Origin of the sequence: Prochlorococcus marinus XMU1411 (assembly GCF_017696075.1) — a bacterium.
Lineage (GTDB): Bacteria > Cyanobacteriota > Cyanobacteriia > PCC-6307 > Cyanobiaceae > Prochlorococcus_A > Prochlorococcus_A marinus_V.
On record NZ_JAAORI010000003.1, the window covers coordinates 688,776 to 708,612 of the forward strand.

18 protein-coding genes and 1 tRNA gene are annotated in these 19,837 nt (G+C 32.0%); 9 read left to right on the forward strand and 10 right to left on the reverse strand.

Features of this window, described 5'->3' with window-relative positions; genetic code table 11:
- Positions 1–228: 228 nt before the first annotated feature.
- Both HA145_RS05715 and HA145_RS05720 read left to right on the forward strand, forming a co-directional pair.
- Entirely contained in the window at positions 229–1,869 is a 1,641-nt protein-coding gene (locus HA145_RS05715) for a 2-isopropylmalate synthase (RefSeq protein WP_209128235.1), read from the forward strand.
- Positions 1,870–1,951: 82 nt separating this feature from the next.
- Positions 1,952–2,344, forward strand: coding sequence for a hypothetical protein (locus tag HA145_RS05720; protein ID WP_209128236.1), 393 nt, complete (start codon positions 1,952–1,954; stop codon positions 2,342–2,344).
- A gap of 9 nt (positions 2,345–2,353) precedes the next feature.
- On the opposite strand, the gene HA145_RS05725 is transcribed toward HA145_RS05720, so the two are convergent.
- Positions 2,354–3,826 (reverse strand): HDIG domain-containing metalloprotein, encoded by a 1,473-nt coding sequence (locus HA145_RS05725; protein ID WP_209128237.1) that lies wholly within the window; start codon positions 3,824–3,826, stop codon positions 2,354–2,356.
- Between the two features lie 75 nt (positions 3,827–3,901).
- Between HA145_RS05725 and folD the strand changes: the two genes are divergently transcribed.
- From folD to HA145_RS05740, 3 genes are read left to right on the forward strand one after another with little or no spacing between them, the layout of a single operon-like run.
- Entirely contained in the window at positions 3,902–4,798 is an 897-nt protein-coding gene (gene folD, locus HA145_RS05730; RefSeq protein ID WP_209128238.1) for a bifunctional methylenetetrahydrofolate dehydrogenase/methenyltetrahydrofolate cyclohydrolase FolD, read from the forward strand.
- A 36-nt stretch (positions 4,799–4,834) separates the two neighbouring features.
- Positions 4,835–5,737 (forward strand): polyprenyl synthetase family protein, encoded by a 903-nt coding sequence (locus HA145_RS05735; RefSeq protein WP_209128239.1) that lies wholly within the window; start codon positions 4,835–4,837, stop codon positions 5,735–5,737.
- A 13-nt stretch (positions 5,738–5,750) separates the two neighbouring features.
- The gene (locus HA145_RS05740) at positions 5,751–6,230 is read left to right on the forward strand and encodes a divergent PAP2 family protein (protein WP_209128240.1); all 480 of its coding nucleotides are present in this window, start codon (positions 5,751–5,753) and stop codon (positions 6,228–6,230) included.
- Here HA145_RS05740 and HA145_RS05745 read toward each other — a convergent pair.
- The 4 genes from HA145_RS05745 to HA145_RS05760 form a co-directional block, all read right to left on the reverse strand.
- On the reverse strand, positions 6,227–7,618 hold the full coding sequence (locus HA145_RS05745) for a cobyrinate a,c-diamide synthase (RefSeq protein WP_209128241.1): 1,392 nt from the start codon (positions 7,616–7,618) through the stop codon (positions 6,227–6,229). The two genes, HA145_RS05740 and HA145_RS05745, sit on opposite strands and share 4 nt — an antisense overlap.
- A gap of 3 nt (positions 7,619–7,621) precedes the next feature.
- Entirely contained in the window at positions 7,622–8,923 is a 1,302-nt protein-coding gene (locus tag HA145_RS05750) for a glucose-6-phosphate dehydrogenase assembly protein OpcA (RefSeq protein WP_209128242.1), read from the reverse strand.
- A gap of 2 nt (positions 8,924–8,925) precedes the next feature.
- Positions 8,926–10,449 (reverse strand): glucose-6-phosphate dehydrogenase, encoded by a 1,524-nt coding sequence (gene zwf / locus HA145_RS05755; RefSeq protein WP_209128243.1) that lies wholly within the window; start codon positions 10,447–10,449, stop codon positions 8,926–8,928.
- A gap of 109 nt (positions 10,450–10,558) precedes the next feature.
- The gene (locus HA145_RS05760; RefSeq protein WP_209128244.1) at positions 10,559–11,671 is read right to left on the reverse strand and encodes an FAD-binding oxidoreductase; all 1,113 of its coding nucleotides are present in this window, start codon (positions 11,669–11,671) and stop codon (positions 10,559–10,561) included.
- Positions 11,672–11,852: 181 nt separating this feature from the next.
- Between HA145_RS05760 and HA145_RS05765 the strand changes: the two genes are divergently transcribed.
- A complete protein-coding gene (locus HA145_RS05765) occupies positions 11,853–12,395 on the forward strand; it encodes an SRPBCC family protein (RefSeq protein ID WP_209128245.1) in 543 nt (180 codons plus the stop codon).
- 12 nt (positions 12,396–12,407) lie between these two features.
- Here the strand turns inward: HA145_RS05765 and HA145_RS05770 are convergent.
- Together HA145_RS05770 and HA145_RS05775 are read right to left on the reverse strand one after the other, a co-directional pair.
- Positions 12,408–12,480, reverse strand: a tRNA-Glu gene (locus HA145_RS05770).
- A 41-nt stretch (positions 12,481–12,521) separates the two neighbouring features.
- Entirely contained in the window at positions 12,522–13,640 is a 1,119-nt protein-coding gene (locus HA145_RS05775) for a histidine kinase (RefSeq protein ID WP_209128246.1), read from the reverse strand.
- A 106-nt stretch (positions 13,641–13,746) separates the two neighbouring features.
- Between HA145_RS05775 and HA145_RS05780 the strand changes: the two genes are divergently transcribed.
- The gene (locus HA145_RS05780) at positions 13,747–14,289 is read left to right on the forward strand and encodes a hypothetical protein (RefSeq protein ID WP_209128247.1); all 543 of its coding nucleotides are present in this window, start codon (positions 13,747–13,749) and stop codon (positions 14,287–14,289) included.
- Between the two features lie 62 nt (positions 14,290–14,351).
- On the forward strand, positions 14,352–14,792 hold the full coding sequence (locus tag HA145_RS05785; RefSeq protein ID WP_209128248.1) for a Villin headpiece domain-containing protein: 441 nt from the start codon (positions 14,352–14,354) through the stop codon (positions 14,790–14,792).
- 9 nt (positions 14,793–14,801) lie between these two features.
- On the opposite strand, the gene HA145_RS05790 is transcribed toward HA145_RS05785, so the two are convergent.
- Positions 14,802–15,797 carry a ribose-phosphate pyrophosphokinase gene (locus tag HA145_RS05790; protein ID WP_209128249.1) on the reverse strand — a complete coding sequence of 332 codons (996 nt, stop codon included), beginning with the start codon at positions 15,795–15,797 and terminating at the stop codon, positions 14,802–14,804.
- A 254-nt stretch (positions 15,798–16,051) separates the two neighbouring features.
- On the opposite strand from HA145_RS05790, the gene malQ reads away from it, so the two are divergent.
- Positions 16,052–17,572 (forward strand): 4-alpha-glucanotransferase, encoded by a 1,521-nt coding sequence (gene malQ / locus HA145_RS05795; protein ID WP_209128250.1) that lies wholly within the window; start codon positions 16,052–16,054, stop codon positions 17,570–17,572.
- A 13-nt stretch (positions 17,573–17,585) separates the two neighbouring features.
- On the opposite strand, the gene HA145_RS05800 is transcribed toward malQ, so the two are convergent.
- Together HA145_RS05800 and HA145_RS05805 are read right to left on the reverse strand one after the other, a co-directional pair.
- Positions 17,586–18,080, reverse strand: a complete 495-nt coding sequence (locus tag HA145_RS05800; protein ID WP_209128251.1) for a helix-turn-helix domain-containing protein — start codon at positions 18,078–18,080, stop codon at positions 17,586–17,588.
- Positions 18,081–18,180: 100 nt separating this feature from the next.
- Entirely contained in the window at positions 18,181–19,836 is a 1,656-nt protein-coding gene (locus HA145_RS05805; RefSeq protein ID WP_209128252.1) for an ABC1 kinase family protein, read from the reverse strand.
- Between the last annotated feature and the right edge of the window lies 1 nt (position 19,837).

Below are 19,837 nucleotides of genomic sequence, written 5' to 3' on the forward strand. Positions count from 1 at the left end.
CTTTTTAAAATTTATGCCTGTAATTCTGTAGAAAATCAAAATTAACCTTTTACTTATAAAAAGTAAACTTTAATTTTAAAAGAATACTTTAATAACTTAATTATTTTATTTTTTTGTTCAGAATTTTAACCAATATTGTTAAGTAATAAACCTTTAGCAAGTTTTTATTGAACAAATCTAGTCAATTTTTTTTTATTAGCTTAAAATAAGTTTAAGTAATTTTCTCTAATGTCCAAAGATCCTGGAAGAATTTTGATCTTTGATACAACTCTTCGAGATGGAGAGCAATCTCCTGGCGCAAGTTTAAATCTTGAAGAAAAGCTTGCTATCGCACATCAACTAGCAAGATTAGGGGTAGATGTAATTGAGGCTGGATTCCCTTTTGCAAGTCCTGGAGATTTTAAAGCTGTTAATAAAATTGCCAATTCTGTCGGGAAAGAAAATGGTCCTATAATATGCGGTTTAGCTAGAGCATCCAAAGGTGATATAAAAGCATGCTATGAAGCAGTAAGTCCAGCTCCTAAGAAAAGAATACATACTTTTATTGCCACAAGTGATATTCACCTTAAACATAAACTTAAAAAATCCAGAAAAGATGTTCTTCAAATAGTTCCAGAAATGGTTAATTATGCAAAATCATTGGTAGATGATGTTGAGTTTTCTTGTGAAGATGCCTCAAGGAGTGATCCTGATTTTTTATACGAAGTGATTCAACTAGCAATTTCTGCAGGAGCAACAACAATAAATATCCCTGATACTGTTGGATTTTCAACTCCAAGTGAATTTGGGAAATTAATTAATGATATAAATAAAAACGTCCCAAATATTGATGAGGCAGTAATCTCGGTTCATGGTCATAATGATTTAGGTTTAGCAGTAGCAAATTTTCTAGATGCTGTAAAAAATGGAGCAAGACAACTTGAATGTACTATTAATGGAATTGGGGAAAGAGCCGGTAATGCCTCTCTAGAAGAATTAGTAATGGCATTGCATGTTAGAAAAAGTTTTTTTAATAGTTTTTTTAAAAGAAATCCAGATTCACCAACTCCTCTTACGGCAATAAGAACAGAAGAAATAACAAAAACCTCTAGACTAGTTTCCAACCTAACTGGAATGACTGTACAACCTAATAAAGCAATTGTAGGTGCTAATGCTTTTGCACATGAGTCAGGCATTCATCAAGATGGAGTTTTAAAAAATAGATTAACTTACGAAATTATCGATGCAAAAACTGTTGGTTTGAGTGACAACAAAATATCTTTGGGAAAACTTAGTGGAAGAAGTGCAGTAAGAGCAAGATTAGAAGAAATGGGATATGACTTGAGCCGAGAAGATTTAAATGATGCTTTTGCTCGTTTTAAGGATTTAGCTGACAGAAAAAGAGAAATCACTGATAGAGACTTAGAAGCAATTGTTAGTGAACAAGTACAGCTACCAGAAGCTAAATTTCAATTAAGTCTTGTACAAGTAAGTTGTGGTAATGCATCTAAACCTACTGCCACCATATCGCTTCTAAATACGGAAGATAATACTGAGGATACTGCTGTATCAATAGGGACTGGACCCGTTGATGCTGTATGCGAAGCTTTAAATAAATTAGCTAAAGTACCTAATGAATTAATTGAATTTTCTGTCAAGTCGGTAACAGAAGGTATTGATGCTTTGGGCGAAGTAACAATAAGAATAAGGAGGGATAATAAAATATATTCTGGTCATTCTGCTGATACGGATGTAGTAGTTGCTGCAGCGAACGCTTATGTTAATGCTTTAAATAGACTTGTCTTCTCTGAGAAAAAAAATTCAATTCACCCACAATTTGATGATTTAGAAAATCCTAATAAAACATTTATATCTAATCATGCAAACTAAATTTTTTCTCAGGAATATTAAGTAGCCTCAAAAATAGACTCTTAATATTGTAGATTAATTTAAATAGTTAAAGCAGCAAATAATGAGAGAAAGATTATTGGGATATTGGGCGCTTTCTTGGGTTGGGTTAATCAGCAATATAATTGCACTTCCAATAATCGCATTAATAATAAGTTATGGGCCCCCATTAAAAGTTGCGAATATAACTCTTGCTATAAGTCTTGGTTGGCCTGCTGCGATCGTTGGAATAGTTTCTTCAGCAGCTCTTTTAGCAGAGAGAAAATGGGGAGTAACTTTAACTCTAGTATCTCTATCAATGGTAATTTCTGGGACGGGTCCTTATTCTGTGGTAAGACTCATAACTCTCAAAGACATTTTTGGTATTGGTGGCTTTACTCTTTTAACAACCTTTTTAAGTACATTAGCTCTTCTATATTGGTGTAATCCAAAACATCGAAGAAGTATTAGGCTATAAAATTGAAAATCAAGAAAAAGTATTATTCTTACTTGTTGGATACTGAATTCTTCTATGTCTAATTCTTTTCCATACATTCAAGAACGCCCTTTGAATTAAAAAGATTTCTCCCTTTGATAAATTACTATCATCTAGTTGACCATCTTTCTGACGTGAATAAATAATTTTAGATATAGTTTCCAAAGCTTCTTCATCAGAGGCATTAATATTCATAGCTCTTAATGCTGCTTCACATCCATCAGCAAGCATTAAAATAGCTGTTTCTTTTGATTGAGGAATAGGACCCTTATATCTAAAATCATTTTCATTAATTTTAAGATTTTTTTCTTTAGCTTTATGAAAGAAATAACCCATTTTTAAAGTGCCCTGATGTTCTGGGATGAAATTGGTTATCGGTTTAGGTAGTCTGTTTTTTCTCGCATACTTTAATCCTTCATCAACATGCGCTTGTAAAACCTTTGCACTTCTAATAGGATCATCTATTTCATCATGTGGATTTTTTGAACCATCTTGATTTTCAATAAACCAATTAGGGGCATGTAATTTACCAACATCATGATATAGAGCTCCGGTTTTAATTAGATCAATATCACCACCTATCATTCTTGTTGCTTCCTCTGCCAAACCACATATCAGTAAGGTATGTTCAAAAGTACCAGGAGCTTCGAGAGACAATCTTCTAATTAGAGGTTTCTCTTTATCAGCTAATTCGAGTAATCTTGCTTTAGTTACTAATCCAAATATCGACTCAAAAATAGGTATAAATAAAATAGTAAAAAGCATTACAATTGCCAATAACAAAGAATCTGAAAAGATATTGCCGTTTGCAAAAACAAATTCTTGTTTATCAATAAGGGATATTTTATCTTTATCTATCAATATCCATTGACTCAATAATGATCCGATGGGTACAAAAATTGATAGTTGGAGCAATTGAGCTCTACTTCTTATTCTTCCTCCAAGAAGAGATACCACTGAAGCGCAGATTAATATAATAAAAAATAAATGAATATTTAAAGCAATTGCTGGGTCTGGCCAACTAAGACTTGCAATTGATACCCAAGCCAAAGCCGTTATACTTCCCATTCCTTGAGATATTATTAACGTAGGTGGAATTATCATTGATAATGGACTAATGATTGATGATAAGGCTAATTTCGAAACCTGTACTGCTAAAAGAAGAGTTAAGATCAAGATAATTTGTCTTGAAGAAATTGTAGGATTTTCCTTTTTTGAAATTAGTATCAAAATCCAAGAACTTATTAATACTTCAGTAAATGTCAAACTCCAAGAAAAAATATCTGAAATATTTAAAGGCGAAATAAGAAGAAATTTATAAGAAGAAATTATTGAAATCAAAATGCATACTAAAAAAATTATGAGATTATCAATTTTCGAAATTCTAGTTGGTTGTTTAATTGGGACTTGAATCCTTCTCCAAAGATAAGATAATTTTTTTAAGGTGGTTGTAATGTTTTGCACAGAATATAATTAAATCTATTTGAATAATTTAAAATTATAGGCATGCTAGGAGTAAAAAAGGAGATGTTTTTCTAAATGTCATTAAAATTAGACGGTAAAAAATTATCTCTGGAAATTGAGGAAAGATTAAATGACTATATTTCTAGTAATATAAAAATCGCAAAAAGAGCTCCCGGTTTAGCTGTAATAAGAATAGGTGAAGATCCAGCGAGTGGTGTTTATGTCAATAACAAGGAAAAAGCATGTTCAAGGGTAGGAATAAAGAGCTTTATCTTTCATCTAAAAAATAACGTAGAGCAAAAAGAAGTAGAAAAATTAATAAACAAGCTAAACTTGAACAAGGACATAGATGGAATGTTGCTACAACTTCCCATCCCAAAGAAATTTGATGAACAAAAGCTTATAAGTCATATCGATCCAAACAAAGATGTAGATGGATTAAATGAGATAAATATCGGCAAATTAGTAAAAAATGAGCCTGCTATGAGATCTTGTACGCCAGCAGGAATTATTAATTTATTAAAATCCCAAAATATTACAATTGAAGGAAAGAAAATTGTCGTAATAGGAAGAAGCTTACTGGTTGGGAAACCTCTATCGCTTATGTTATTGAATCTAAATGGGACAGTAACAATGACTCATTCAAAAACATTGAATTTACATAAAATCTGTATGGATGCTGACATATTAATTGCAGCAGCAGGAAAACCTAATCTAGTAGATTCTAGTTTTGTAAAAGAGGGAGCAGTGATTGTTGATGTAGGGATACATAGATTAAAAAGTTCTGATAAAAATAAATCAAGATTATGTGGCGATGTATTATTAGAAGATGTAATTCCTAAAGTATTTGCTTACACACCTGTTCCAGGAGGGGTTGGTCCAATGACAGTCACAATGTTACTAGTAAATACTATTTTTAGCTGGCAGAAAAAATTTGGTTTATCATCAACCCTAAATGAACTTTTGCCATAAATCTTAAGATGAAAAAATTATTTTTAAGAGTATAAAATGACTGACGTTATTGATAACACTTCAGATTTTGAAAAATATCTTAAAGGCACAAAAAAGATTGTAGAAGAAGCACTTGATTTTTCCTTGGGTCCTGAGAATCCAGAAATATTAAGAGATTCAATGAGATATTCCCTTTTAGCTGGGGGGAAAAGAATACGTCCAATTTTATGTTTAGCATCCTGCAAACTGGCTGGAGGAGAACCCTCTCTTGCTGTTCCTACTGCGGTAGCCATTGAGATGATACATACAATGTCACTTATTCATGACGATCTGCCAGCTATGGATAATGATGACTTGAGGAGAGGTAGGCCTACAAATCATAAAGTTTATGGAGATGCAATAGCTATTCTCGCAGGAGATGCTTTATTAACTAGAGCCTTCGAAATGGTCTCTTTAAGAAGCCCAGGAGTCGATCCAATTAGATTATTAAATGTAGTTGGCGAATTATCACTAGTAGCTGGTGCACCAGGCTTAGTCGGGGGACAAGTTGTTGATTTAGAGTGCGAAGGCAAAGAAGTAGACCTTGAAACTCTTGAATATATTCATCTTCATAAGACTGGGGCTTTATTAAAGGCTTGCGTAAGAACAGGTGCAATGATCGCAGGGGCGAACGAAAACATACTACAAGCTCTAACAACATATGCAGAGGGAATTGGTTTAGCCTTCCAAATAATAGATGATATTCTTGATTTAACTTCTAGCAGTGAAAAGCTTGGTAAAACTGCTGGTAAAGATCTTTTAGCAGACAAAACTACTTACCCTAAATTACTTGGAATGGAGGAGTCAAAGAAAAGAGCATTTGATTTAGTTGAAAAAGCAAAAAAAGCAATTGAACCTTGGGGGGTAGATGCAAAGTATTTAATATCACTAGCCGACTTTATTACAAATAGAGATAGATAAAAATTTTTAATTTATGTCTGAGTTTTTTTCCTTTTTTAATAATTCAGTTCTTTTTTGGAGCTTATTATCCTGCTTGTTAGCTCAGTTTTTTAAAATTGTTTTCAATTTCTTTTCAACTGGTGAGATAAGATTTGGAATTATGTTCGAGACGGGCGGAATGCCTTCAAGTCATTCCGCCTTAATAACTGGTGCTACATCTGGTATTGGTTATGAATTGGGATTTGATAGCTCAATTTTCGCATTATCAGTTGCTGTAGCACTAATAGTTATGTATGACGCTAGTGGTGTTCGTAAATCAGCTGGGATTCAAGCTGCAGAAATCAATAAACTATCAAAAAAACTAGATCCTCAATCTAAATTACTTTTAAAAGAAACCCTAGGCCATACAAAAATTGAGGTCATGGTGGGGAGTTTTTTAGGACCATTAATTACTTTGCCTGGAATGTTTTTTATTGGTTCTCCTCTCAAAATAATTGATTTGATAATAAATTAAGAATCCTTTGAAAAACTAATTTGGGTGGCATCTATAAAGTTTTTTGCAACTTCTGGAGAACTTGGCAAATGTAAGTGAATCCAACTTGCATGTAATTTTTTATCAAAAAAACCTTCATTTTTGTATTCAGTTTTCCAAGATTTAATTTTCCATGGAGAAGTAAGTTCCTTCGGATGTTCAGCTTTTCTTAAATCAAGTTCAGATATATTTTTTTCAATTTCCCAATAATGATATTCATGTCCTCTAATTAATTGCTTTTGTTTAATTATCGGAGTATCTTTTAAACCCTCAATGTATCTATAACCCACTGAAAGTTTACTTTTTTTCGATCTAAAAGGTAGGATACCACTCATTTTATGATCATTACCTTTTTCATCTTTTATTAAGTCTCCTAAAATCATCATACCTCCGCACTCTGCATATATAAATCCATTTTTGCGGAATTTCCTTAACGAATTTAAGCTTTTTATAGAGTTACTAATATGATCAGCATATTTTTCGGGGAACCCTCCAGGAATAATTAAAGAAGAAGCCTCATTAGGAATTTCTTCATCATCATAAATACTCCATGAAATCAATGGAATTCCTATTTCACTCAAAAACTCCTTAGTTTCAGGGTATTGAAAATGAAAGATTTTATCTTCTACAATTGCGATGGGTTTACTTTTGTCTATTTTAAAATCTTCAAGACTGATAGAATTAAATATTTTCTTTTTAGGAGATTTCATAAATTTTAGAAGAGAAAATACATCAAGATTTCTTTCGGCGAAATTTGCAAAATATTCAACATCAATTTTTCTACCATTATCCAAAGGAGATATCAAACCTAAATTAGCCTTCTTTAAAGTTATTTTTGAATCAGATGGTAAAAAACCAAGAATTTCGATATCTTCATTTTTAAAAACTTCTTCGATTAACTTTTTATGCCTATCTGAATTAACGTTATTAAATATAATTCCTGCTATTAACAACTCACCATCAAAATCTCTAAAGCCTCGAACAGTCGCCAAAAGAGAAGCTACTTGACCTCTAGCATTAACAATAAAAATTACTGGTGCATTGAGAAGTTTAGAGATATTTGCTGTGCTTGAATAGGTTGTTGATCCTAATCCATCAAATAGACCCATTGCTCCTTCAATTAATGAGAATTCATATTTAAAAGAATGTTTTAAAAAACTTTCTTGAACCCATTTCTCTCCACTTAAAAAAATATCTAAATTCCTGCAAATAGGTTGGCCAATTGAACTAAGTTGTTGTTGATCAAGATAATCTGGCCCAACCTTAAAAGTTTGTATCTTTATACCTTTTGAGAACGCCCAACAAGATATCAAAAGCGATAATGTAGTTTTGCCACTATCAGTTGAAGGAGACGATATTACACAAGGCATTTATTAGTTATTAAAACCATTAAATATTTGTAAGGCTATTTTAATTGAATTTTCAAAAAGAGGACTTGTGTTACCTCTACTACTTCCCAATAATTTACTAACATCATACTCTGATGTAGAAAAAGAATTTGGAACAACTTGTTCTATTAATTCCATATTAGCCATTCCCCCTGCTTCAAGTCTCATACATTCCACTGATTCACAGCCAAGTATTACACAAGTGTTATTTTTTTGAACCTCACTAATTTTTGAAATCAACCTTAATCCAATAACTTGTCCTAAATGAATACTTGGGTTTCCCAAAGATAAGGGATTAATTGATGCAGAAATTATTTCGCCATTAATTCTTTGAAAATCTATTTTTGTTAATTCCTTATACCTTTCAGCTCTAAGAAAAGACCAACCAAGTTTATCGCTAATCCATGAAATCAAAAACAAAGCTTGGATTATATGATCTCCCGCGATATCAATATCAATATCAGTAATATGATCTAAAATTTGTCTCCTCGAAGGTGGATCAAAAATCATTGCCAATGATTCCCTCCAATTTTTCAACCTAACCCAATTCAAATCATTAATAGCTTTATTTGCATTATTTAATTGATCTAAAACTTTTAAACATCTGTTAGGCGATCCAAGAGCAGTATCAATTATTAACCTTTGACCATAATTAGTAAAATATTCGAAAATTTCAGGCGATTCATCCAAACTTCCATTCCACCACAACCAGGAAGGTAATTCATCAATAGATAATTCATCAATTATTTTTAATCCTTTTTCGGATATTGAGGCTGAATCCCCCCTTATAACAACTAAATCCCCGCATATAGGTTGAATAGCGGGTTTATCACTTAAAGGACAGTAAGCGGACACAAAAGTTTGAATCTCTGAATGTTTATTTAACGTTGGCGCTAGAGTTATTAATCTTCTTGGATTCAATGTACTTATTGATGATTCAAAAAATTGTCCTCTAAAGTCTTCAAAGTCTTTATTAGATAAATTCTCCTTCAACAAATTCAATAATTCTTCACTACTAATCGAAGTAGTTATTGGAAGTCCTTGATCTAATATAAATTTTTTAGCAACTTCAATTATCTCTGGACTTAAATTTCCGGTAATTGGTCCATTTACTAAACCTCTTTGAACCAAACATTGTTCTAGCCAAGCAGGCTGCCAGACCATCAATGTAAAAGTATTAGCTCCAGAATTATCTGCATTCTCTGAAATCCATAATTTATTAAGGTAATTAGAAATTTCCTGATAAGGTAACTCTAATGGGGTTTGGAGTGTTAGTTGAGGTTTCATTTTTAAGGTCTACGCCAGAAAATATTATCTTTTGAAAGTAATTGATCAGACTCAGGAGGTCCCCAAGTCATTGATTCATAATTATAAATAGGTAACTTCCAAGGAGAATTATCCATCAATTCTATTAATGGGGTATAAAGTTTCCAGGCTGCCTCTACTTCATCACTTCGAGTAAATAGGGTTGGGTCAGAAAGCATCGCATCAGCTAATAATCTTACATAGCCTTCATCTGATGGTTCTCCAAATGATTCATCATAAGAAAATTCCATCTCAACAGGCCTAGATTTCATTCCAGAACCAGGAGATTTTACCTCAAATTTGAAAGTAGCACCCTCATTTGGCTGAATTCTAAGGATAAGTTGATTTGGGGCAGGATTTATTATTGTTGATTCAAATAAATGAACAGGCACGTCTTTAAAAGTTAAGACTATTTCTCCGAGTCTTTTAGGTAATCTTTTCCCTGTTCTCAAATAAAAAGGAACCCCTTGCCAACGCCAGTTATCAACGAATACTTTTGTCGCAATATAAGTTTCTGTTGTGCTATTACAATTAACACCATCTTCCTGCCTATATCCTTTGAGTCTATTTAAGATATTTCCTCCCTCTCCATATTGACCTCTTATGCAACAATTCCACGGTTCATTTTCTTCGGCAAGTTTTGCAGCTTGAAGGACCTTAGCTTTTTCATTTCTTATTGCTTCTGGTTCAAATTTTCCAGGAGGTTCCATAGCAGTAACAGCAAGCATTTGAGTCATATGATTTTGCAGCATATCTCTTAAAGCACCAGAGCTTTCGTAATAACCTGCTCTATCTTCAACACCAACCGTTTCAGATGAAGTGATTTGGACACTTGATATGTAATTCCTATTCCAGATTGGTTCAAAAATTGTGTTAGCAAACCTCAAAACAAGAATATTTTGAACTGTCTCTTTACCTAAGTAATGATCAATCCTATAAATCTGACTTTCTTCAGCACAACTTTGGACGATCTTATTCAATTTTTTTGCACTCGAATAATCCCTTCCAAAAGGTTTTTCAATCACTAAACGACTTTTTTTAGGGTCTTCTAAAAGGCCAGCTGCTTTAAGAGCTTTACATCCACTTGCATAGAAATTTGGGGATACTGATAAGTAAAATGTTCTATTCCCATGAGTAGCTTGTGTTTTATCAATTTCATTTAATCTTTTAGAAAGTCTTTCTACATGATCATATTGTTGTAAGTCAACTGGTTCATAGAAAAGATAATTAGAAAATTGTTCCCACTCCCTTTCTTTACCAGATATTTGGTTGGATAGCTTTACTTTCATCTTTTCTCTAAACTCATTATCAGTCCAAGGTCTTCTAGCACAACCAACTATTCCAAATTCGCTTGGAATTCTTCTTTGCAAATAGAGTTCAAATAAGGCTGGTATTAATTTTCTATGAGTAAGGTCTCCACTAGCACCAAATATTACTAAGCATTGTGGAGATATGACTCTTTCCTGCCGTAAACCTAATCTTAAAGGATTACTTAAAGTTGAAGGCATATTTTTAGTATTCTTTTTTTAAAATCCTCCTTTTTTTTAAAATTAGCTACATATTGTGTCTAAACCAAAAAGTATTTAGCAAGAGTAACTTAAATCAAATATTAAAGATTTAGTAAGTTTCCACGTGCCATCTTCCTGCTTTTTTTAGTTGAGGTCTTAATTCTGACCAATTCAACCCTTTTTCCTCAGCAGCCTTTGTCATTGCTTCATCTATTCCAGGCTCCATACCCTTTAATCCACAAAGATATATATGAGTTTTTTCATCTTCAATCATATTGAAAAGCTCATTCGCTGATTCTAAAACTCTGTCTTGAATATACATTCTTCCTCCTTTAGTATTTTGCTGCTCACGGCTAATAGCTTTTGTATATTTAAAATTATTAGGGTAATCAGTGAGATATCTTTGGAGATCTTCTTCATATAACAAATTAGCTGATTTTGGGGCACCCATAAATAGCCAAGCTTTTCCCTTGAAATTCCAATTATTTTTTTCTTTTTCAGTTGCTTCGAACATTCTTCTTAAATAGGCTCTCATTGGTGCTATTCCAGTGCCAGTCGCTAACATAACTATGTTCGCATCCTCTTCATCTGGGAGAAGCATCTCTTTACCTACAGGTCCTGTAATTTTTACTTTATCTCCAGGCTTGATGTCGCATAAGTAAGTGGAACAAACACCATTTATAGTTGCTCCATCTTTTTCGTACTGAAGCTGTCTAACACAAAGAGAAACTGTATTACCTTGAAAATTATCTCCATGTCTAGTGCTAGCTATAGAGTAAAGCCTTAATTTATGAGGCTTTCCATTTGCATCTTCTCCTGCAGGCATGATTCCTATACTTTGGCCCTCAACATAATTTAAGAAAGGATCACTATCTTTAAGGTCGAAAGTAATATGATTTACCCTTCCAATAGCTCCTTCTTTAAGAAGACTGTAATTCTCGATTACTGTACCTTCATATGGTGTTTTAGGCCTATAAATATTTACTGGGACGTCTGCATGTTTTTTCTTCACTACTTTTGTAGCTTCTGTTTTTGGAGCTTCTGTTTTTGAAACAGCGACTTTTTTAGGTTCCACAGCTTTTGACTCAGGTTTTTTTGTTTTTGCATCTTCAACAAATTTTAAAGCTCTTTTATTAAAAGTTGTGAGTATAAAATAAAAAACGGCTATTACTACTGGTATATGAGCTAATCCGCCTGCGATTACTTTTGCTTGTGAATACATTTTTTAGATTTCTTTTATAAAAGATTATCAATTTGTAGTTTAATTTGTAGTGATTTTACAAAAATGGTTACGTTTTGAGATCGGAATAATTTTATGAAATTATTTTTATTTTTCAGTATTTATTGCTTTTATCGGTATAGTTACACAGAAATAATTTTTTATCTAATTAAAAAATTCATTTATGAATAATCCTCAAGAATCAGTAGACCATTCTAAAAGAAATGACTACAGAACAATTGAGCAAACGATGGAAAAGCTTTCTGGAGGGACAAGAAGACTTGCAGCTCAACTTACAACCTCTGCGAGTTTTGATTCTTTGTGGAATGTTTTAACAGATTATGATCGACTAAATCTTTACATACCAAATTTACTGTCAAGCAAAAAAATATATCAAAAGGACAATAATGTGCACCTTAAACAAGTTGGGGCTCAAGATTTTCTTGGGATGAAATTTTCAGCTGAGGTAACTATCGATTTATTTGAAGATAAGGAGATTGGCCTTTTAAAATTCAATTTAATAAAAGGAGATTTCAGAAAATTTGAAGGTAGTTGGAAAATTCAAAATATTAATAATACTTCAAATAATTCATTAATTTATGATCTTACAGTTCAAGGATGTCAATGGATGCCAATAGGGATGATAGAGAAAAGACTAAAAAAAGATCTCTCAGAGAATTTGATTGCCGTAGATAAGCAAGCAAAAGAAATAAGTAAATTAGTTTAAAATTTTAAATAATAGCCCCAAGGGGATTCGAACCCCTGTCGCCTCCGTGAAAGGGAGGTGTCCTAGGCCTCTAGACGATGGGGCCAGGAAATTAGCATAACAGCTTATTAAAAATTAAGAGTAAGGCTAGCCTTTCGTCAAGTATTGTTGCTCTTTGTTTTGTCCTTGCCACACAGGAACTGTAAAATGAAAGCAAGAACCTACTCCAATTTCAGATACAACCCATATTCTTCCCCCATGGACTTGTACTATTCTCCTGCATACAGATAACCCTATCCCAAATCCTGAAGTTCCTTCGGAAGTCTGTGGGAGCCTTACTCTATCAAGAAAAATTCTTTTTTGTTCGCTCATAGGAATCCCAGCACCTTTGTCACAAATTGTTATTTCTACCCATTGATTTGTCTTGTGAATCATTGTAATTTTTATAGACCCTGAGTCTTTAGAAAATTTAATAGCATTTTCAATTAAATTTAAAAATACTTGCCTCATTCTTCTTTGATCAGCGAATACGCTTGGCAGATCAGATGGGATATCAGTATCAATTTCAATATTCCTTAGTCTCCATAATTTTTCCAATTCGAGTATTACTTCAGCACTAATATTACCTAAGTCAATTTTCTGAGGATTAAATAACGCTTCCCATTTTGTTGTTCCAACCTCTAAAAGATCCTGAGATAAGAGTTCAATCTCTTCTAGACGTCTTTTAATTACTTCCTGTAATTTTGAAATATCTATTTGTCCAAGTTTTTGACTTTGAACAGCCAAAGTGGCAGCAGTTAATGGGGTTCTTAGTTCATGCGCAACCATTCTTAATAATCTCTCCTGAGATTCTATTCTTTTTGTTAAAGTCTCATTTTCTTGTCTTAAAACAAGAAGTTCGTCTTCTAAAAGAAATTCTTTTTGAGTTCTAATTGAATCAATTTTGGATGGTTGCAAATTAATTCCCAAGTTTTTTGTTAAGCCTTCTTCTGTCCACCTCGGCAACCATTTTTGGAACTGAGAGAAAATATTACTTCCTGCAAATATTTGCTTTGGAGTCGGTGAAACTTTTATTAAAGCAGGAATGGCAACTAACCTGTGTAATTCTAGTAATTCTGGTTGCTCTGTAGGTTCGGATATTTGTAGAGATATCTCAAATTCACAATCACCTGATTCTAAATAAGCTATCAAGGACTTAATATCACTACTAGAAATTTGATTTCTAGATGCTACAAGTATTAATTTTAGCTCTTTTTTTTCATTCAAATGATTAGCCCTGAAGTGTTGAAAAGCTGTTAATCCTTATAAACACCTTAAGATATTTATTTTTATTCTACAAATAAGCTATGAAATAGATATGACATTTTTATAAATGGTTGTTATTAATCAAAAGAATAATCTAAATTTCGGTGAAAATGATACACCAGAAATTTATTTGAATAGCAATTTAAAAAGATGGTTTTCAAGAAATATTGGATTCTGGAAATCTAATAGAACATATTTTCTTGATCAATTACAAAAAACTTATACCTTATGCATGAATATTGATATACAAGCTCTTGAAAATAAATCTGAATGGGAGTCGCACTATAAATTCACATGGTATCCAGATAAAAAATATGATTTCTTTAAAGAAAATCCCCAGTATAAAGAACGTGGGGAAATGCAAGCATTTTTAAGAGGTCACCAACTTGTAAGGGGTAATTTTTATTTAAGTGATGTCGAAGGGATATCAAATATAAGGCAAGTAGATGAACACGAAATGATTTTTGAATCTTCTTATGAAGATTGGTATATTCTTGAACACACAAGATTAATAGATTCTGATAACTATAGATATAGGGTTATTTATTCATGGAATAATAATAAGCTAAAAATAGTAGAGAATCATCATGAAATAAAAATTATTAAGTAAGTTCTTTTATCAGTTAATTTGAAAACTGAAAATGTTATCTTGTAAAAATATATTATTAGTTAATGAATATTATTTTCAATACAAAAAGAATTATTAAATTGTTAGGTATTAGCCTTATTATACCCTTTACACTTTTTGAAATTAATACATTAAGTAAAAAAATTAAGGCCGAAGAAAATTTTATTGCAGCTTCTGAAAAAGATCTTTTCCTATATCGACAAATGGGCGCTTCTTATCTTTGTATAGCTTCTAAAGCTGAAGTAGATTTTAATAAAGGACTTGGCATCGCAAGTGCTACTTTCGCAAATGTAATAATTGGCAAGCATGGAGGAGCAATCAAGGAATTAGGGAAGGAAAAACTTGACGAAAAAAAATTATATAACGCAGGCACATTTCAGATTGTAGGGAGTGCGCTAAATATTTGTCCTGAAAGTATTCCTAAGAATATAAAAAATGATTATGAAAAAAGGGTAAAGCAACTTGTAAAGCAAAACAAAAAATAATCTTATTGGTTATCGGAACATTGAACTAACAGAACTTTCTTCATGGATTCTCCATATAGCTTCACCTAGCATATTTGCTACAGACAGTACTTTTAACTGAGGGAAATTTTCTTTAACAAGAACTGGTATGCTATTTGTCACAATAACTTGTTCAAATAAATCCTTAGTACTTAATCTTTCATAAGAAGGTGGAGAAAAGACGGCATGTGAAGCACAAGCAAATATTCTTTTAGCTCCTTCTTTCTTTAATAAATTAGCTCCAGAACAAATTGTGCCTCCTGTATCTATCATATCGTCTATGAGAATAGCTGTCTTTCCTTTAACTTCACCAATAACTGTTAAACTTTCAGCGATATTGTGAGCCGATCTTCGTTTATCAATTATAGCCAAGGGGGCATCTTTCATTAATTTTGCAAATGCTCTAGCTCTCGCAACTCCTCCTACATCAGGAGATACAACTACAACTTCCTCTAAATTAAGACTTTCTAGATAATCAATTAAAACAGGTGAACCGTAAATATGATCACATGGTATATCAAAATAACCTTGGATTTGAGCTGAATGTAAATCCATAGCAAGAACTCTATCAACTCCTGATTTCTCAAGTAGATTAGCAGTGAGTTTCGCAGTTATAGACTCTCTTCCTGAAGTCTTTCTATCTGCCCTTGCATATCCAAAATAAGGTATTACGGCAGTTATTTGTCTTGCAGATGCCCTCTTGCATGCATCAACCATAATCATGAGTTCCATTAAACTATCGTTTACTGGTGCACAAGTAGGTTGTATGAGGAATACATCGCAGCCTCTAATAGATTGTTGAATCTGAACATAAAGTTCTCCATCAGCAAATCTTTTAGATATTAAAGGTACATTTTTAATCCCTAAGTATGCTGCGATTTCCTCAGCTAATTCTGGATTTGTTGTTCCACTTACTAGCCTTAATCTACTGTTAGTCAGATTAAAATTCGATTCTTTATTCTGCACTGCCGTGATAAAACTTGTCACGAAATTAGCAATTTAAAACTATATCTTTATCGTAGTCCTTTATGTGAATTTCGCAAAAGATAATGACTAGATCTTTTCAAAAGTCATATCTCTTAAGAAAAAAATTAAATTTAATTAATAAAAACTAAAGTTTACCTAGATATTTAAACAAAAAGACTAGGAATAATATTTGTCAAATAAAAAAAATTTGTATATGGTTGAATTTAGAGAATTAAAAACACGTTAAGTGTAAAGAATCAAAATATATTGAAAACATGCCTATAGAGTCAATTATTGCAAGAAAATCATGTGGCGTACTAATGCATCCTACATGTATTCCAGGAGGAAGAGTATGTGGAACTTTTGGGAAAGGAGCTAAAGAGTGGATAAAAAAACTTCATAAGCATGGAATTGAATACTGGCAATTTTTACCTCTTACACCCACTGACTCTACAGGTTCTCCATATAGTTCCCCATCTAGTTTTGCACTCAATCCATGGTTTTTGGATATAGATGATTTAATCGAAAAAGGTTTTATCTTCATTTCAAATAAAGAAAGTCTAGGGCCAACCAATCAGAAGAAAGATCATTTTGATTTTGATATTGCTGATGACTTAACAAAAAAATTAGGTGTCCTCCTTTTGCAAGGTTGGAGTTCACAATCTGAAGAAAGAAAAACTAATTTTAACAACTGGATCAGTAGTAATTCTTGGGTTGAAGATTATGCAACATTTGTTGTTATCAGAGAGGAATTTAATATGTTGCCTTGGTGGGAATGGCCTCAAGAATTTAAAATAAAAAATAACAGTTTCTTAAAATCGTGGATTAAGAAAAAAAGTGAAGAGATACTTATTAAAAAATTAATACAGTGGCATCTTGATGCGCAATGGAGTGTCCTTAAAAACTTTGCAAAATCAAGAAATATTAAGCTGATAGGAGATTTACCTTTTTATGTCTCCAGAGACAGTGCAGATGTGTGGAGTAATAAATCATTATTTTCAATTTTTAAAAATGGAGATTTAATCTTTCAAAGTGGTGTTCCACCTGATTATTTTTCATCAACAGGACAATTATGGGGAACCCCAACTTACTTTTGGTCAAAACATAAGAGGACAAATTTCGATTGGTGGAGAAAAAGATTTCAAAGGCAATTTGAACTTGTGGACATATTGAGATTTGATCATTTCAGGGGTTTAGCTGGTTACTGGAGAGTTAATGGCAGTTCTAAAACGGCAATTATTGGGAAATGGATAAATTCCCCAGGTAGAACACTATTAAAAAAAGTAAAAAAGGATCTAGGGTGTAACTATTTACCAATTATTGCAGAGGATCTAGGAGTAATAACTCCAGATGTAGAGAAATTAAGGGAAAAGTTTGAACTACCCGGCATGAAAATATTACAATTCGCTTTTGATGGCAATGAAGATAATCCTTATTTACCTAAGAATATTGAGGGAGAAAATTGGGTTGTTTATACAGGTACTCACGACAACTCAACTTCTGTTTCATGGTGGGAAAATTTAGATTATGAATCCAAAAAAAGAATAAAAGATGAGTATAAATTTTCAGAAAATCCTTCTTGGGATTTAATAGAAATTGGCATGGAGACAAATACTAATCTCTTTATCGCTCCCTTACAAGATCTATTATCTCTAGACGATTCAAGTAGATTAAACAAACCCGGAACCACAAAAAATAACTGGAAATGGAAGTTAAATCGTCCTTTAGAAGAAATAGAAGATAATTTAAAGATTTTTAGTGAGCTAGGAAATAATTCAGGGAGAACTCTAAAGTAGAACTTGTTAAAAATTAGTTATCAATGATTTGATTTTCAATATTTTGAATCTCAATAACATTTACATTTAAAATAAAGTATCTCTTTAATATAAATATAGTTAGAACTAATATAAAAAAATACAAAAGACTTCCTTGCCATGTATTAATAAGATCGAATTTCCTGAACATAAAATCCTTTCCCTTTTTCTTTAAAAAATTTTTTTCTTTAAATGCTAAATTTAATAATGTATTTTTTTTTAATACTAAGCATTCCTCTAACTTAATTAATATAGATCTTATAAAAGGATACTCTGGCCTAATATTTTTATTATTATTTTCAATAGAGTTTATTATTCGTTCAGGAATTTTTGAAATGTATGATAATTCTTGAATTGTAAGGTTTTGTTGAATTCTTGCTTCTTTTACTAACTTTGCAATTTCTAAATATTGGTCAACCAATCCAGGACTAAAATCTTTGTTTTTTTTAGACTTTTTATTAAATAAAAAGAGATTTTTCAAAATATTCATTTAATCTTCCAAAGCTAAATAATCCTTTTACTTCTCATTTTTAGAACAATATTTATAGTATTGAAATCATTGATAAGTTTATTAGATATAAATATTAAAATTAAACTGTAGAAATAATATTTTGCACCGCACTTTTTGCGATATTCAGAGGGCTAAAAGTATCTCTAATTAAAGCTAAAAGTTTTTTCGCATCAGTAAATTCTAATTTTTCATCTTTTATAAGACTTAAAAGTAGATTCTTTCTAACTTCAGCTCCTTTTTTACTAACAAATAATTTCAATCCCGCGTTCGCAACAGGTATGAGGTCTGAATTAATATTCTCTGAATCTTTAAATAAAATATTTAACAAACTTTCAACTTTTTCTATTTGAATGTGGCCTTTTTTATCAAAAACGACTTCTAAAAGGATTTCTAAAATTTCTTCAGAATTATCGGTCAGTAGTTTTTTAGCAATATATGGATAAGCTATTTTTAAAATTTTAAATTCAGGATCTAACCTTAGTGCTAAACCTTCTTGACTAACCACGGCTCTTATTATTAAGGCAAACCTACTTGGAACTCTGAAAGGATAGGAATACATTAGTTTTGAGAATTTATCAGTTACATTTTTAAGATTAAAATTACCAACCTCAGCGCCAAAAGAGCCTCCCAGAACTTCTTTTAATGGTTCAACAAGTTTTTGAAGATCTTGTTCTTTGGTTAAAAAACCTAATTTCTGGAAATCTTCTGCGAGAAGATAATATTCTTCGTTTATTATGTGAACAATTGCCTTAATAAGAGTAAGTCTATCTGAATTTGTAATAGTATCCATCATTCCGAAATCAACATAAGCTAAATTCCCACAATCTGCATTCCCTCCTTTGAGAGCGAACATATTTCCTGGATGTGGGTCTGCATGAAAATATCCAAATTCAAATAATTGCTGCAGTCCACTGATGACACATGTTTTTACAAACGAAGAAGGTATTAAGTTATTTTCCTCTAGTAAAGCTCGATCTCTTAACTTAACTCCATCAATCCAAGAAGTTGTGATTACCCTTTTGGATGAAAACTGTTTTTCTAATTTAGGAATAAAAATATTTGGGTTTTCTTTGAATAAATTTGCAAACCTCAAAGCATTTTCGGCCTCTTTTTGATAGTCAATTTCATCAAAAAGTGCCTTACCAAATTCATCTATTATTTCTCCAATTCCAACACCAATATTTAATGGCAAGAGTGGGGATAAAAAAGTTGCTAAAAACCTTAAGATTACAACATCCCTTCTTATGAGAAAGTATAAATTTGGCCTCTGTACTTTCACAGCTAGATAAGAATTATTTATTTTTGCTTTATAAACTTGACCTAAGCTTGCTGAAGCAATAGGACTATCTGGAAACTCTTCAAATAATTCATTAGCAGGGGATCCAAGTTCCTCTTCAATGATTTTTAAAGCAATTTTTTGATCAAATGCTGGGAGGTTATCTTGTAATTTTGTAAGTTCTGTAAGCCAATCTTGTCTAACAAGATCTGGCCTAGTTGAGAGTGCTTGGCCTAATTTAATAAAACAAGGTCCTAAATCCGTTATTACATCAAAAAGATATTTCGAGAGATTTTTTTGTACATTTTTATTTTTACTGTTACCTTGAAAAAGTATTCTTAAAAAAAGAAAAATAAAAGTTAAAAGGATATATAAAACTCTTGGGATAAAAATCCATGGTCTCAAAATCAACCAAAGTAAGTCTTCTTTTGCTGAATATTTCGAATAAGATCTTTTCATT